Source organism: Candidatus Nitrosopumilus sp. bin_6a (assembly GCF_054095695.1).
Window position 1 is genome coordinate 1 of record NZ_JBSWSR010000001.1, and the last position, 13,968, is coordinate 13,968.

At 33.1% G+C, this 13,968-nt stretch carries 18 protein-coding genes and 1 pseudogene; 12 read left to right on the plus strand and 7 right to left on the minus strand.

All coding sequences use genetic code 11. The features are described 5' to 3' along the window. Together ACW9XA_RS00005 and ACW9XA_RS00010 are read left to right on the plus strand one after the other, a co-directional pair. Window positions 1-293: pseudogene (locus tag ACW9XA_RS00005) on the plus strand (hypothetical protein); the annotation flags it as partial. A gap of 2 nt (window positions 294-295) precedes the next feature. Beyond that, window positions 296-448, plus strand: a complete 153-nt coding sequence (locus ACW9XA_RS00010) for a hypothetical protein (RefSeq protein WP_457762419.1) — start codon at window positions 296-298, stop codon at window positions 446-448. Between the two features lie 93 nt (window positions 449-541). Here the strand turns inward: ACW9XA_RS00010 and ACW9XA_RS00015 are convergent, their stop codons facing one another. The 3 genes from ACW9XA_RS00015 to ACW9XA_RS00025 form a co-directional block, all read right to left on the minus strand. Beyond that, window positions 542-772: a hypothetical protein gene (locus ACW9XA_RS00015; protein WP_457762420.1), complete on the minus strand. Its 231-nt coding sequence runs from the start codon at window positions 770-772 to the stop codon at window positions 542-544. 54 nt (window positions 773-826) lie between these two features. Next, on the minus strand, window positions 827-2,128 hold the full coding sequence (locus ACW9XA_RS00020) for a hypothetical protein (protein WP_457762421.1): 1,302 nt from the start codon (window positions 2,126-2,128) through the stop codon (window positions 827-829). A gap of 374 nt (window positions 2,129-2,502) precedes the next feature. Then, window positions 2,503-3,384 carry a CdvA-like protein gene (locus tag ACW9XA_RS00025; protein ID WP_457762840.1) on the minus strand — a complete coding sequence of 294 codons (882 nt, stop codon included), beginning with the start codon at window positions 3,382-3,384 and terminating at the stop codon, window positions 2,503-2,505. Between the two features lie 134 nt (window positions 3,385-3,518). On the opposite strand from ACW9XA_RS00025, the gene ACW9XA_RS00030 reads away from it, so the two are divergent. The 5 genes from ACW9XA_RS00030 to ACW9XA_RS00050 all read left to right on the plus strand — a co-directional run bounded on the left by ACW9XA_RS00030 (window position 3,519) and on the right by ACW9XA_RS00050 (window position 7,521). Then, window positions 3,519-3,812: a hypothetical protein gene (locus ACW9XA_RS00030; protein ID WP_457762422.1), complete on the plus strand. Its 294-nt coding sequence runs from the start codon at window positions 3,519-3,521 to the stop codon at window positions 3,810-3,812. Window positions 3,813-3,844: 32 nt separating this feature from the next. Beyond that, window positions 3,845-5,464, plus strand: a complete 1,620-nt coding sequence (locus ACW9XA_RS00035) for an FAD-dependent thymidylate synthase (RefSeq protein ID WP_457762423.1) — start codon at window positions 3,845-3,847, stop codon at window positions 5,462-5,464. A 35-nt stretch (window positions 5,465-5,499) separates the two neighbouring features. Then, window positions 5,500-5,907, plus strand: coding sequence for a peptide-methionine (R)-S-oxide reductase MsrB (gene msrB / locus ACW9XA_RS00040; RefSeq protein ID WP_457762424.1), 408 nt, complete (start codon window positions 5,500-5,502; stop codon window positions 5,905-5,907). A gap of 130 nt (window positions 5,908-6,037) precedes the next feature. After that, window positions 6,038-7,048: a homoserine dehydrogenase gene (locus tag ACW9XA_RS00045; RefSeq protein WP_457762425.1), complete on the plus strand. Its 1,011-nt coding sequence runs from the start codon at window positions 6,038-6,040 to the stop codon at window positions 7,046-7,048. After that, window positions 7,045-7,521, plus strand: coding sequence for a PUA domain-containing protein (locus ACW9XA_RS00050; RefSeq protein ID WP_457762426.1), 477 nt, complete (start codon window positions 7,045-7,047; stop codon window positions 7,519-7,521). The genes ACW9XA_RS00045 and ACW9XA_RS00050 overlap by 4 nt, the downstream gene beginning before the upstream one ends. Before the next feature lie 22 nt (window positions 7,522-7,543). Here the strand turns inward: ACW9XA_RS00050 and ACW9XA_RS00055 are convergent, their stop codons facing one another. Next, window positions 7,544-8,140 (minus strand): proteasome subunit beta, encoded by a 597-nt coding sequence (locus ACW9XA_RS00055; RefSeq protein ID WP_457762427.1) that lies wholly within the window; start codon window positions 8,138-8,140, stop codon window positions 7,544-7,546. 95 nt (window positions 8,141-8,235) lie between these two features. Between ACW9XA_RS00055 and ACW9XA_RS00060 the strand changes: the two genes are divergently transcribed. Continuing rightward, window positions 8,236-8,652, plus strand: a complete 417-nt coding sequence (locus tag ACW9XA_RS00060) for a DoxX family protein (protein WP_457762841.1) — start codon at window positions 8,236-8,238, stop codon at window positions 8,650-8,652. Here the strand turns inward: ACW9XA_RS00060 and ACW9XA_RS00065 are convergent. Genes ACW9XA_RS00065 through ACW9XA_RS00075 form a run of 3 tightly spaced genes read right to left on the minus strand, consistent with a single transcriptional unit; the run spans window position 8,649 to window position 11,858 of the window. After that, window positions 8,649-10,001 carry a M20/M25/M40 family metallo-hydrolase gene (locus tag ACW9XA_RS00065; RefSeq protein ID WP_457762428.1) on the minus strand — a complete coding sequence of 451 codons (1,353 nt, stop codon included), beginning with the start codon at window positions 9,999-10,001 and terminating at the stop codon, window positions 8,649-8,651. The genes ACW9XA_RS00060 and ACW9XA_RS00065 overlap by 4 nt on opposite strands. A gap of 7 nt (window positions 10,002-10,008) precedes the next feature. Beyond that, window positions 10,009-10,872: an NAD(P)H-hydrate dehydratase gene (locus ACW9XA_RS00070; protein WP_457762429.1), complete on the minus strand. Its 864-nt coding sequence runs from the start codon at window positions 10,870-10,872 to the stop codon at window positions 10,009-10,011. Window positions 10,873-10,928: 56 nt separating this feature from the next. Then, window positions 10,929-11,858, minus strand: coding sequence for a tRNA (adenine-N1)-methyltransferase (locus ACW9XA_RS00075; protein ID WP_457762430.1), 930 nt, complete (start codon window positions 11,856-11,858; stop codon window positions 10,929-10,931). A gap of 275 nt (window positions 11,859-12,133) precedes the next feature. On the opposite strand from ACW9XA_RS00075, the gene ACW9XA_RS00080 reads away from it, so the two are divergent. From ACW9XA_RS00080 to ACW9XA_RS00095, 4 genes are all read left to right on the plus strand, one after another. Next, the gene (locus ACW9XA_RS00080) at window positions 12,134-12,322 is read left to right on the plus strand and encodes a hypothetical protein (protein ID WP_457762431.1); all 189 of its coding nucleotides are present in this window, start codon (window positions 12,134-12,136) and stop codon (window positions 12,320-12,322) included. 207 nt (window positions 12,323-12,529) lie between these two features. Beyond that, window positions 12,530-12,973, plus strand: a complete 444-nt coding sequence (locus tag ACW9XA_RS00085; protein WP_457762432.1) for a hypothetical protein — start codon at window positions 12,530-12,532, stop codon at window positions 12,971-12,973. A 416-nt stretch (window positions 12,974-13,389) separates the two neighbouring features. Further along, on the plus strand, window positions 13,390-13,713 hold the full coding sequence (locus ACW9XA_RS00090) for a hypothetical protein (RefSeq protein WP_457762433.1): 324 nt from the start codon (window positions 13,390-13,392) through the stop codon (window positions 13,711-13,713). Window positions 13,714-13,797: 84 nt separating this feature from the next. After that, on the plus strand, window positions 13,798-13,935 hold the full coding sequence (locus ACW9XA_RS00095; RefSeq protein ID WP_179372614.1) for a hypothetical protein: 138 nt from the start codon (window positions 13,798-13,800) through the stop codon (window positions 13,933-13,935). Window positions 13,936-13,968: the final 33 nt, after the last annotated feature.

A 13,968-nucleotide genomic window follows, 5' to 3' on the forward strand; every position in this document is an offset into this window, starting at 1 on the left:
TGATTCCTTTGATTGTATCTGATTATATTATTTCAAAATTAAACTATAAATATGCTAAATACGTTGGAGCCGGTATTCTAGGTTCTACATTTTACATGTTTTATTATCCATACATCATGTATACTTACAACGAAGTTTTATTAGGAAAACTAGTCTCACCTAGTTTGATTTACAGCATTTATTTTGAATTAATTGTTCAAGTGTTTCTTATCACGTTAATCCCTGCAATTATTGCAGCATTTGCAGGATGCTATTTTTCAAAACGTGTATGTGACAAAATAGAGAATTTGTAACTATGGAATCTATAGTTGTAAGATGCAGAAACTGTAAAACAAAATTTTCTATTCCAGAAATGGGACCATGTTCTGATTTAGAATATCCAAAATACCTCAAAGATTCAGGTGTTTCTTGCAAGTGTGGAAATAATGACTGGGAGTTATTGAACTAAATTTACAATAATGTTTGGTTTGTATGAACTTCAGAGTATTGAATGAAAAGATTAGGGGATTTCCCCAGGAGACAAAAGATGTTCAATTAAAAATTATTCAATTAAACCACTTCTCCTTAATGCTTGCACATAATGTTGTGTCTGAACCTTTGATTGTTTAGAATATTGGTTTTTCTCAAGCCATTGTTCTAAAGTATCATACTTGAATTGTAAAGTTGTTTTGAGCATGGATTTGCGAACTATTTGCCAATTCTCATCTTTTACAGATTGTAATCTAACTATCATTGGAATCCAATCATAAAATTTGAATTTAGACCATTTCAAGTACATGGATTTTCCAAAATAAATTTAGATTTGAGCATATTAAAAACACAATTTTTAATTTAGATTAAGAGGAATGTTTGCACTTCCAAAGGTTTCATCGATTCTAAATGTATAACTTTTTGAAGAATCATACTCAAACTCAGTTCCACCATATCCAATGTTGGGTCCAAAGAGAATATTGAATTCTCGTGAATCACCAGGATTCAATACTATTTGCCCACTGGTAAAGTCCATTCCAGAATACTTGAATGCTTTTGAGCCATCCCAGACATCATATGCACATATTGAAGGACTAGTACAGTTTATTGCAGTGATTTCTGAGCTAGTATTTTCTGCAAGCATACGTACTGACAATATTGCTTGTCCTGAAGAAGTGATTTCAAATTCATTTCCTTCAGAACCTACACCAAACCAATGATATGTTATTGGCCCTAAATCAAAGTGTTCAGCATTGGTTTTGTATTTGTAAAGCATGATTGCTTTATCAATTGGTTTTTCACAATCAATTCTTTTGTATGCTTTAACAATTTCAGAGCATTTCTCCAACTCTGCTTCAAGTGCGGCTAATGTGGAATCATTGTTTGTAGATTTTTCAATAGGTTTATCTTCAAAATCAGATATAATCGAAACTGAAAGAAATCCAGATTTTATTAGATATTGTATGGCATTAACAAATTCACCATCTGAAATAGTGCCATCAGCCCACCAACCTGCATTATTTTTTACCCAATCTGGAACACTATCAGAAGATTTCGAGGAGACATTATTGATAGGGACTTTGATGATTTCATCCTTAATTAAAAATGATATAGCTGAAAGGAATTCAGATTCAGAGATTGTTCCGTCAGACCACCATCCTGCATTATTTTTTACCCACATAGGGACTTGTTTATCAGATGATTTTTGACTACGTAATGTAGGATCAATTTTGTTCAATAGTTCATCCATGTTTTGGTTCGATACTTTTACAATTGCTACTGAAATAATTTCAGAACTACTACCATCAGATGTAATAGAATCAAAATATTTTGCATACAAAATATCTCCAGGCATAGAAACAAGGCGATTATTTTCAGTATTTCCAGAGTTTGCAACGTAAACACTGCCCTTGAAGATACCACTGTACACACCAGTTTCAACTACTTTAATTTCAAGACCTTCAGGTGAAGAATCAGACCAAACATTAATTGTAAATTTATCTGCAAAGTTTGGATATTCTTTTTTGTTCATGTCATCATCTTGTACATAGATATCAACAAAAGAATTTGAAGAAACAATTTCTTGTTTCCAATAAACAATTCCAGTGTTAGATGATTCAGCATATACAACTGGAATTGAAAAAACAAACAATAACAAAATCATACTAAAGAGATTCAATGTAAAATATTTTTTTTCATATTATTTAATATAAAAGCACTAGTTAATTCTAGTGCTAACTATTGTTATCATTCCTATAATTCAAGACTCTTTGAAGTAGATTCACAGACCAATCTTCATTTAGTGATAGTTAGGCCGTCAAAGGGCCTTAATGTTTTAGGTTGATTCCCTCCATCAAAAATCAAGAAACTTGGTTCACAGACCAAGTATCGTTTTGCGAATATTGGCCATACAAATCAACATTTGTTGCCATTGTTGAATAAGAATTCGTGTTTAAAAAATAATCCTGTACAGATTATTGCTAAACCATTTAACTTTGCTATTTCTAAGTGTTAAAAAATAATATAAAAAAATTATTGTGCTTCCATTCTTGCAAGCCAATCGTTATCATTGTCGTCGTTTGAAGTTTCTGCTGTCACCTGTTGGGGTGGTTCTGGAAATGCAAATGCTACCTCAGATTCTTTTGGAGGTTCTGGTATAGGGGTACTAGGTGCCTCAATTAGTCCTGAAGGTATTATTGTTGATTCGACTGGTACTTCTGGAAGTATTGTCTGAACAACTTGTTGTTCGTGTTCAGTGGTCTCCAGATATGAACGGGCTGATTCTTGGACGTTTGGTGTTGAAGGAGATGTTATCTCTTGCACTTCCAATTCAAGGTCTGCAATTCTGCTCTTTACATTTGCGATTTCTGCTGTTTCGTGAGTCACATGCTCAATTACCTCAGTTGTGCATGATTTCACAGTCTCAAATGTTGCATCAGAGATTTCATTGCTCTTGTATTGTACTTTTGCATCAAACGATAACATTTTAGCTGACTTCATTTGTTCATTTAACTCAGTCAATCTTGCCTCAAGTATTGCTTTGATTTCACGTTCTGTTTCATCTAATGATACAAGTTTTGACTTGTATTTTTCATGAATTATTTCTGCATCTGTTTTCATGTCATCATTTTCTGAAACAATGTCAATCAATGCTTTCAATCGACGTAGAGTTAATTGTTTTTCTCTAATGAGTCTTTGTGAGTCGAGTCTCCATTTTGGAATAAAAATAACAACTTCGCCTTGAACTACTAATTGCTCATATTGGATTTGCTGTAATCCTTGTGAACCGCAGTCAATTCCGACGGATTGAATACTTCCGTCAAAGTCAGTTATTGTTCCTACGACTTTACCCATGAATGTTCCGTACATGTCTTTGACATTTTTACCGATAATTTCGATATCGTTGTTTGTCATGTGTGATAGTTTAGAGATTTGTATAACCGACAAAGTGTAAGAAATGTTTTTAGTTTTAGTAAGATTAAATTCACTAAACTGAAAATCGGTTGAATTTCAGCAATTTTAAAATTTAGAGACAAAATAGCAGGCTCATGATTCAAAAAGAAGAACTTGAACAAATTTTGAATTTTGTTGCAAGTCGATGGACTGAAGCCACCAAGGATCCGAATAATAAAGCAATGGAGACTTTGCCAAGCGATTTTTGGATGAATTCTATCGGTGGAAAAACTGCCAAAAAAGGATATTGGGTTACAACTTTGATGTATACGGAAAGTGAAGAAGATGCCGAAGCATTCAAACAAGTATTACTTAGATGGCAAGCAAAAGGTCAAGATAAAGACAGAGACAAAGGTCCCGATCTAATTCAAATTGGAAAAAAGAAATAGACTATTAATAATTGTGAATTGACATATCGTTGTTGTCAGAATTCTCAATTAAAGAAAAAAATATTCTATCAGGTCACTTTTCAAATGCAGAAGACAATGTCTTTGCAATAATTACTCCACGTCAAGTTGATCGTGGTGCGTTAATGTCAAGATATAGTAGAACTGATAAAAGTATGAGACGAATATTTCTTGATGAATTTTTAAAAAATAAAAACAGAGGAGAGGAATTTTACAATAGAGTACTTTTAGAATATGGTGACGACTCAGTTGCAGAATTAGGTGAAGCACAAATTGCAATTGAAGGATTGTCAAACATTGCAGTAAAAAAAATTGAAGACAGGAGAATTGGATTGTCATATTTGGAAAAGTCATCCAGATACGTAGCTTGGAATAAAAAAGAAAAAGGAAAGTATCGATTTTACAGAGATCCAGAAATAATGAAATCACGTTTTGCAGATATGTATGAAGACAGTTGTAATTTTTCATTTGATATTTATTCAAAGAATATAGAACCGATGGTAAACTATGTAAGAGAAAAATATCCAATAGAAAAATACACTTTCAAAGATTCTACAGATGGAAAAGAAAAATTATTTCACAAACTAAAAAACGAATCAGACATAAAATCAGCAAACATGATTTATCGTGGATCAACTAAAGCTAAAGCACTCGATATTCTAAGAGGATTATTACCTGCATCAACTTTAACAAATGTTGGGATTACCGGAAACGGACGAGCGTTTGAATATCTTTTAACGGTTTTAGGAGCGTCTGAGCTAAAAGAAGAGCAAGATTTAGCCTCAAAAATCAAGAAAGAGTTAGACACTACTATCAAATCATTCGTAAGAAGAGCAGATGACAAATACGGTAAAGCATTTCAGAAATACCTCAATGACATTAAAAATAAATCAAAATTAATTTCTTCAAAGGAAATCAAGCCTAATCCAAAGAAAGGAACAATTACAAAACTTGTAGATTATGAACCAGAAAAAAAATCCATCGATAAGATCATTACCAGTATAATATATGATCAATCCCCTAGTACATCATACCAAAATATTCTGCAACAAGTAAAAAAAATGCCCCATAAGAAAAAAATTCTAATCATCAAAGATTTTACAAAAATTAGAGCAAACAGACGTCACAGACCGTCAAGAGCATTTGAAAATATCTACTATACATTTGATTTGTGTAACAATTTTGGAATGTTCAGAGATTTCCACAGACACAGAGCATTAACTCTACAGAGACAGCTTCTTACAACAGATCACGGATATAACATGCCAAATGAAATAAAAATTTTAGGAATAGAGAAAGACTTCAAAGATTGTATGAACAAAACAAAAGAAACATTTGATAAAATTAGAACAAAGTATCCAGAACAAGGGCAGTATGTAGTAAACTTTGGATATAACTATCCATATTTTATGAAATTCAATCTCAGAGAAGCATGCCATCTAATTGAGTTAAGAACAGTTCCACAAGGACATGTAGATTATAGACGGGTTGCACAACAAATGTTCAAACAAATAAACAAAGTTCATCCAAATTTAAGCAAGATTATGAAATATGTAGATATGAAAGAATATGATTTAGAACGATTCGAGTCTGAAAAAAGAACCGAAGAAAAGAGAAAAAAATTAGAAAAATAGAAAAAACTCTAATAATTGAAACTACAAAAAATATCATGATAGAGAAAATTGAGAAAAGTCAAGAAGAGTGGAAAAAACAACTCACTCCAGATCAGTACGAAATTTGCATCAATCATGGAACAGAACCACCTTTTTCTGGAAAATATAACAACACCAAATTAAAAGGAATTTTCAAATGCGTGTGTTGTGGAGAAGAACTTTTCTCATCAGACACTAAATTTGATTCAGGCTCAGGATGGCCAAGTTTTTGGGAACCAATCTCAGAAGAAAAAATTCAATATATTTCGGATTCAGCATACGGGATGGTTCGTACAGAAGTTAATTGTAACAAATGCGGGGCACACCTAGGTCATGTGTTTGATGACGGTCCAAAGCCAACAAATCAAAGATATTGTATCAATTCTATTTCATTACAACATGAAAATGACAATAATGTAGAATAGTCACAAATAATCAAAGAAATGCCATAGGTAAAATAATATTCAAAAATTATTAATAAAACACAATTAATGATAAGAAAATTAAGAGAAACATAATGACACAAGATAACATAACAAAAAGGAATGAAATGGTTTGAGAATCATATTATGTGGTTTTGGAGTAGTAGGTCAAAGCTTAGTAAAATTATTTGATTCTAGATCAGAAGATCTTTATGCAAAATACGGATTAAAACCAAGAGTAGTAGGAGTGTTTGATAGTAAAGGAAGTGCAGTAGATCAATCAGGATTAGATTTTAGCAGATTAATTGATGTGAAGAAAAAATTTGGAACCGTGAAAAATTATGCAGACAAGAAAAATACAATGTCAGGAATAGACATGTTGAAAAACGTAGAAGCTGATGTTCTCATCGAGACCACAGCAAGCAACTACAAAGATGCAGAGCCTGGAATGACGCATATTACTACTGCAATGAAAAAAGGAATGCATGTGATTTCAGTTAACAAAGGACCATTAGCTTTGGCATTTCCTTCATTGCTTGAACTTGCAACATACAATCAAGTCATGTTCAAATTTAGCGGTACAGTTGGAGGAGGCACTCCAATTCTAGATTATGCTAAAAACAGCCTCAGAGGTGAAAGGATCACATCATTTGCTGGAATACTCAACGGAACCACAAATTACATTTTGACAAATATGGGAACAGGGATATCATATAACGATGCGCTAAAAGATGCAAAAGATAAAGGATATGTCGAAGCTGACGAATCTTTAGATTTGGACGGATTAGATGCAGCAGCAAAATTAGTGATTTTAGCAAACTGGGTAATGGGAATGAAAGTAACACTCCCAGACATTAACTGTACAGGAATCAGAAAAATTACTTCCGAAGATATCAAAAAAGCCTCAAAAAATAATTCTTCAATCAAATTAATTGCTTCATGTAACAAAGATCTCATAGTAGGACCAAAGGAAGTATCTAATGACGATCCCCTATGTGTTAACGGAACATTAAATGCAATTGCATTTACTTCAGAACATTCAGGAACTCAAACAATTATCGGAAAGGGTGCAGGAGGAATGGAAACTGCCAGTTCAATTCTCAGAGATTTGTTAGATATCAGACAAGAGATTGCTAGAGATTGAAGTCTAATTTAATTTCAAAAAGTGAAACATCTGCACTTTTAAAAACAGTTTCAGAAAGATGGGGAATAGAATTCCCTAGAATTAAAAATGTCAAAGTTCATCAAATATTAGATGACGCACAAATCATCACAGGTAGCGGAATTAAAATTTTAAAGGTGGATGACGATTACCTTCCATTTCTATCAGAAACAAAAACTTTGGAGAAATTTCCATCAGTAACTGTAGATATGGGAGCAGTCAAATTCATGTGTAAAGGAGCAAACGTGATGAGGCCAGGTATTAAAAAATTTACAGAGTTTGAAAAAGACAAACTTGTTTGTATTGTTGAGGAATCACAACATAAATTTTTAGCAATTGGAAAGTCATTAGTTGCAAGCTCAGAATTAGAAAACATGGAAAAAGGGGAAATCATTAAAAACATACATTATATCTCAGACAGATTTTGGGAAACAGGTAAAACAATTTACGAATAAATAGAATTTCTAAAAATTTTGATTACTTGATATCTTCTGAATATTCTTCTGTGCCATCTTTAGTGATTACAAGGATATCTATTCCGTCACCACTTGCAGAATCTCTAAGAGCAGCTGCGCGAACTGCACGTTTTGCTAAATCAACTGCCTCATCTTTAGTCATGTTTGGTTTGAACTGAGGATCTAAGACACCCAATGCCATTTCTGCTCCAGTTCCAACTGCAGCAAATTCATCAGGAAGTACAGAACCTAAAGGATCAAGAGTGTACATGATAGGTTTGTCAACAACCCCACCTACAATCACTTGAGTCAAGAGTGGAAAGTATCTTCTTTCATACATCATATTTGACATCATTTTAGCTACAGTATTTGGAGGAACATCTCTTTTTAGCTCCATCTTTCTAATTTTAGCAAGTGCTGCAATTTGTAAAGTCAAAATTTGCATATCAGCCACAAGACCAGCACAAGTTGCGCCAACATTAGGAGTAATTGGAAATGTTTTCTTTGTAGTTTTACTTACCAAAAAGTTTCCAAATGCGATCCTTTTTTCACTAGCAAAAACTACACCACCATCAAAAGTAATTCCAACAGCAGTTGCTCCTGGCATATACATTGACATATTTGAAATAATTTTGCCGCATAATAAAGGGCTTTCTACATTTAACGAGTAATTCATGGGCAAAATAATTATACTGAAAATTGATGAATAACGCATTGACAACTGCAGAGATAAGGGAGAAGTTTCTAAACGACATTGTCTTTATGGGATTAAGATCAGCCTTAGGAGTGATCTTCATTCTTCACGGAATTTCAAAATTTAATCCAGGCTTTGCAGAAAATCTACCCAACATGGGATTACCAGCAGAAATGCAAATTCCTATCGCATTGGCAGAATTAATTCCAGGCATTTTGATAATTATCGGGGTATTAAGCAGATTATCTGCATCATTAATTTCAGTTATTATGTTAGGGGCAATTTTTATGGTAAAAGGAGCATCAAGCATTACTGGAAAAGGCGGAGTAGAATTAGATTTGATTTTGCTTGCATCTGCATTACTCATAATGATTGCAGGTCCTGGCAGAATATCACTTGTACAGATAATCAAGAAATTACCTAGATGTCTTCATTAGTTTTTTCCAAAGTTATCCATTATCATACACATGCATTTTGTAGTTTTCTTGAGTAAATCAATTCTTGCAAACTCGTTTGGAGAGTGTATTCTAGAAAACATGTATGTGCTTCCTATAGAGATACACGGAGCTTTTAGAATTTCTACAAAAGGATGCATGGGCCCAGTTCCTGCATTTGATACATTTAGAATGGATTTGCCAAAAGATTTGTCAGCAGCAGCCTTTACTTGAGAAACAAAAGGATGCGAAGATTTTGTTCTAGCAGCAGCCTCTCCATGAAATACTTTGATGCGAATATCTGAGAATCCTTTTGATTTTAGATGTTTTTTTAATCTAGATACTTGTTTTTTTGGGTCCATTTTAGGAATCAGTCTAAAATCTATTTTTACAAGTGCATTTCCAGGAAGAACAGTCTTTGCGCCATCTCCTGTGTAACCAGAAACAAATCCTGCAATGTTACAAGTTGCATCTCCAACCAATGCTTTTTTTGCCTCCAAACCCTTCTTGTTACCTACAAAAGATTTGATTCCAAATTCTTTTTTAAACACGTTTTCATCAAAAGGTTCTTTTTGAATAATTTCCAAATCATTTTTAGATAAAGATGAAACTTCTTTGTACCAGTCTTTAATGAGAATTTTACCATCAGAATTTCGAAGTGTGTTTACAGCTTCAATTAATCTCCATGCAGGATTTTTTATCAAAACTGCCAAACTCGAATGAGCATCACGGACGGATTCCTGTACGGACAATTCTACAAAGAGTAATCCTTTCATGCCAAGCCCAACAATAGGCCTATTTTTTGCATCAACATATCCAAATTCCCAAATTACACCATCACAAGAAAACTTCTTTTTGTATTTTTTCAAATAATCTTCAATGTGTTCACTACCAGTTTCTTCTTCACCTTCAATTACAAATTTAATGTTGCATGGAACATCACCTGTTGTTTTAAGACATGCCTCAACTGCTTTGATTCTAGTAATTAGTTCTCCTTTGTCATCAGTTGCCCCTCTCCCAAAAATTTTATTGCCTTTTTTGACACCGCTGAATGGAGGATCATCCCATAAATCAAATGGTTCAGCAGGTTGCACATCATAATGATTGTAAAACATCAGTGTTTTTTCAGGATTTTGTTTTGATTTTATTTCACCATATACAATTGGAGCAACACCTTTCCTCAATCTCAAAATTTCGGATTTAACACCTGATTTTTTTAATAATTTTTCCACTAATTTTGCACATTCTTCAATTCCTTCATTTTTTGCAGACACGCTTGGTTGACGAATTAGCGTTTGCAAATCAGCGATAAGATCATCCATATGAGAATCAATATGTTTTGTGAAAGACATATTCTAGTCACACAATTCTGTCAAAAGGCTTCATGACAGCCGGAATTTCATCTAAAAGATCCATAGAAGTCATATGTAATCCTAATTTTTTTTGTGCAGATTTACCTGCCAAACCATTGATAAATGTGGCAGCTGCTGCAGATTCCAAAGGATTTCTGTTAACGGATAATAATCCAGCAACTAATCCAGACAAGACATCACCTGTTCCACCAACAGTCATTGCAGGAGTTTTTTTCTCATTAAGATAGGTAGCAGAACCATTAGAAATTACATCAGTAGCTCCTTTCAACAATACAGTAATTCCAAACTCTTTTGCCTTTTTCTCTACTAGTTTGATTCTTTCATTTTTAGTGTTTGATGGAGATTCACCAAATAACCGTTTAAACTCCCCAGCATGAGGAGTAACTACAACATTTTTGTTTGCAAGTAAAGGCAACACATCAGGAATTAATGCACTTGCATCCAACGACAATCTAACATCTCTATCAAGTAAGGATTTGACAAAATGCAATAGAGAATTTTTTTCTTGGATTGCAAGACCCATGCCTATTGTAGCTGAATGTAGATTATGAGGTAACGCACCAATTAGCTTGTTTACGGCACCAAGAGTTAGCTTTTGATCAACTAATGGAATTACAATCAGGTTAGGAGATATTGATCTAGTAGGAGTAACGTTAACTTTGGGAACTGAAGTATAAACAAGATCTGTACCACATTTCAATGCAGCAATAGAAGATAAAATCGGAGCACCATGATAGATATAGCTTCCACCAACAACAAGGACAATGCCATTATCGCCCTTTCTAGATTTTGCTTTTCTAGCAGGAATGAATTTTTTTACAATGGATAAAGTCAGATTCTTTCTTATCATGCGTTATCTTCTAAGAAATAGCCGAATAAATCTTGTTTTATGTGAGACAGCCAGAGTTATTTTTTGGGAGATTTTTTGGTTGTTTTAGTAGATTTCTTTGCAGCGCTTGTTGTTTTTTTGGTTGTTTTGGTAGATTTCTTTACAGGTTTTGAACTTGTTTTTTTAGTATCGCTGGATGCAGAGTTTTCCGGAGACAATTGAATACCTCTATCAAAAAAGGCCTTTCTTGCAAAGCACAAATATGTCGTATGACCAATACCTTGGAAAGAATGTCTTGTTTTTCCTTCCCTAGCTTCAATATTTCGAATAATATGTTCTGTGGATTCAATATCAGTAAACTCATTTTCAACTAAAGCCATAGTTAGTTTTTCCAATTGATTCATTGTAGGACAAATTGCAAATATGCTTCCGCTTCCTTTAAGCATCTGTCTGACTTGCGGAATAACAACCCAAGGATCACCTAAATCAATTAATGCAACATCCATGTTTTCCAAAGGCATTTTTTTAACAGTTTTCAAATCCATATTATGTTGTGTCACATATTTTGAAACTCCTGCTTTTTTGATATTTTTTTCAGCGATCTTCATAAAATTTTCATCCACATCAAATGTGTATACATGTCCACGAGGTTTAACAACACTTGCGACAAACGAAGTCAGCGAGCCACTTCCAGTTCCAATTTCTAATATTTTTTGACCGTCCCCTATCCCAGCTCGTGCAATAATGTAACCGATATCTTTTGGATATACAATTTGAGTCCCATGTTGAATTCTCATTACATAATCATACATAGTAGGCTCGAGAAGATAGACATACTTGTCCTTGTTCGTGATTAATTTGGAACCATATTCTTTTCCAATCGCATCAGAATGTTTCAGTATTCCTATATGAGTATGAAAAGATTCATTTTTTGAAATTTTTGCCAACCATTTTTTTGAATTATTATAAAAGAACAGTACCGGGGAATTTTGTTTGATTTTTGCCATGTGTTTTTCCTAAAAATTTTAGATAAGAATCTACTGATTTTCTTTATCTTTTGTACATGCCAAAAACAAGATCAAAATCAGAGACCTCCCAAATGTAGATTATTAAGGTCAAAAGTTTGAAAGAATTCATGAGTTTTAGGGTAAACGTCTTTTCAAGAAAAGAAATGGGAATCATCATAGGAATTTCAGTCATAGTTTCAGTTATTTTGTATATTTCATATACCACCATGAGATAATGGCAAATTCTTAAAAATAGCCACAGTAGTAATACACCATTGAATTTTAACTGTGTTTTTCCATCTTGCAATTACAAACAAAACAACATAGAAGAGGAAGAATTTCTAAAACACCTAAAAGAAAAACACGTAAAGGAAATGGAAGAAGTTTCTAACGAGACTTGCATCCCAGTTAAAATGGTAGAAATGATGACTATTTCAAACTCAAAGGTATTCATTAATTCTTAGTATCAATATGCTTAAGTTTACAAACATCATAGATAGTTCAGAATGGAAGAAGAATATAGAGAGAAAATGATTAAACAGAAAAAAGAATTTGATAAATGGAAAAAAGATGAAGGCGATTCTGATCTTGTGTTTAATAAAAAAGACAACAAAGAAAAAAATTAGAAGATAATATATACCAATACGCTTAAGTTTGCAATTTCAAGCAACATGTCATTGAGTGAAAAATCAAAATCCTTCAAAGAATTAGAGAAAAAACTCAATAGAGAAATTAAAAATGTTTCAGAGGAATTAATTAAAGAGAAATTAAATAAGAAAAAACTGGATTATGACACCGTAGCGTTAATTCTTGAAGTTTTTGATAAATCGAAATTTGAATGGAAACCAGAACATTTTGAGTCATTTGATTCTGCTCCTGAAAATTTCAGAGGGAAAACATTACCCAAAAACAATAGAGAGTGCATGATGTTAGGAATCAGGTTAGGCACCATGAGAGGCAAAATAATCTATAATTTACGAAATATGCAAATTACAGAAAAACAACGTCAAGAAATAGATGATTTGACATGGAGTTTTGTATGGTATTCATGGCAACAAGCAAGAATACTTTATGATCGTTCAAAAGAAAAGGCAGCAGATTATTCAAATGAATAGTAAGACCGATACAACATCTGAAATTACCCACACGGATAGAATTCGATCTCAATTAGTGTGTGGAAAATTTTTGTGTTAACAGTTTTTACGACTGGTTCTCAAAAATTTCTTCAAATTTAAGAAAATTATAGAATAATTAGTTACTTCTAAGCGCTATTGATCGGACGTTTAGAAATTTAACCTAAAAGTAATAATTTTTGATTCTGGCTTTTTAACAAAAACATTGTCTTATCCGTGGTATTGAGTCAGAGACATCTCGCGGTGTTAGCTGGAAGAGCCCAATGCTCACATAAACTAGTTAATGCATTACAGAGTCTCCAAAGTAAAGGAGACTGACTTTTTTTCCAGAAGAAAATTAATTTTAGAATTTATAGATTCAAACAGTTTTTTAATGCCAATCAAAACAATAGAACAAATTGACAGAAATTCAACTAGATGGCTCAGGAGGATGGATTTATGCAGATCTTACAGACGAACAGATAACAAAATCAAAACTTGTTCCAAATATAGATAAGCACTTTTTGTCATCACTTGAAAAACTAGATACAGCAAAAATGTCAAAACATTTTTGCAAACAATGTAATTCAGAATTTCAAGGAGCAACACAAATACAAATCGAAGAGAAGCCAAATGAGGCAGTTGCAGATGGATTAATTTTGATAGAAAGAGGACAATACACTTGTCATAAGTGTAATTCCATCATTGGAGAATACAGAGTATTTCAGAAAAAAGAAGAGTAATTTTTCAAGAGATTTAAAATAGCACCATTTGTCTTATTCCAAATAATGCGTATTCATTAAATACAGCAATTTTTTAGATTTAGTATGTCAAACATGAAATGTGTGTCATGTGGAATTAGTTTTTTCTCTCCAATGGGATCAGACAAATGTTCCAGATGCGCAGGAAAAGAATCCCAAGGACATGAAGGTCATGATTCCTGTGGTTGTGGACACAGCCATTAACTCCTTTTTTTCTAGCATGCATATATCCAACAG

Coding starts and splice junctions, on each gene's coding strand:
- ACW9XA_RS00010 (WP_457762419.1), top strand. CDS start 296: ATGGAATCTATAGTTGTAAGATGCAGAAACTGTAAAACAAAATTTTCT.
- ACW9XA_RS00095 (WP_179372614.1), top strand. CDS start 13,798: ATGTCAAACATGAAATGTGTGTCATGTGGAATTAGTTTTTTCTCTCCA.
- ACW9XA_RS00075 (WP_457762430.1), bottom strand. CDS start 11,858: ATGGCAAAAATCAAACAAAATTCCCCGGTACTGTTCTTTTATAATAAT.
- ACW9XA_RS00025 (WP_457762840.1), bottom strand. CDS start 3,384: ATGACAAACAACGATATCGAAATTATCGGTAAAAATGTCAAAGACATG.
- ACW9XA_RS00030 (WP_457762422.1), top strand. CDS start 3,519: ATGATTCAAAAAGAAGAACTTGAACAAATTTTGAATTTTGTTGCAAGT.
- ACW9XA_RS00065 (WP_457762428.1), bottom strand. CDS start 10,001: ATGTCTTTCACAAAACATATTGATTCTCATATGGATGATCTTATCGCT.
- ACW9XA_RS00085 (WP_457762432.1), top strand. CDS start 12,530: ATGTCATTGAGTGAAAAATCAAAATCCTTCAAAGAATTAGAGAAAAAA.
- ACW9XA_RS00055 (WP_457762427.1), bottom strand. CDS start 8,140: ATGTCAATGTATATGCCAGGAGCAACTGCTGTTGGAATTACTTTTGAT.
- ACW9XA_RS00070 (WP_457762429.1), bottom strand. CDS start 10,872: ATGATAAGAAAGAATCTGACTTTATCCATTGTAAAAAAATTCATTCCT.
- msrB (WP_457762424.1), top strand. CDS start 5,500: ATGATAGAGAAAATTGAGAAAAGTCAAGAAGAGTGGAAAAAACAACTC.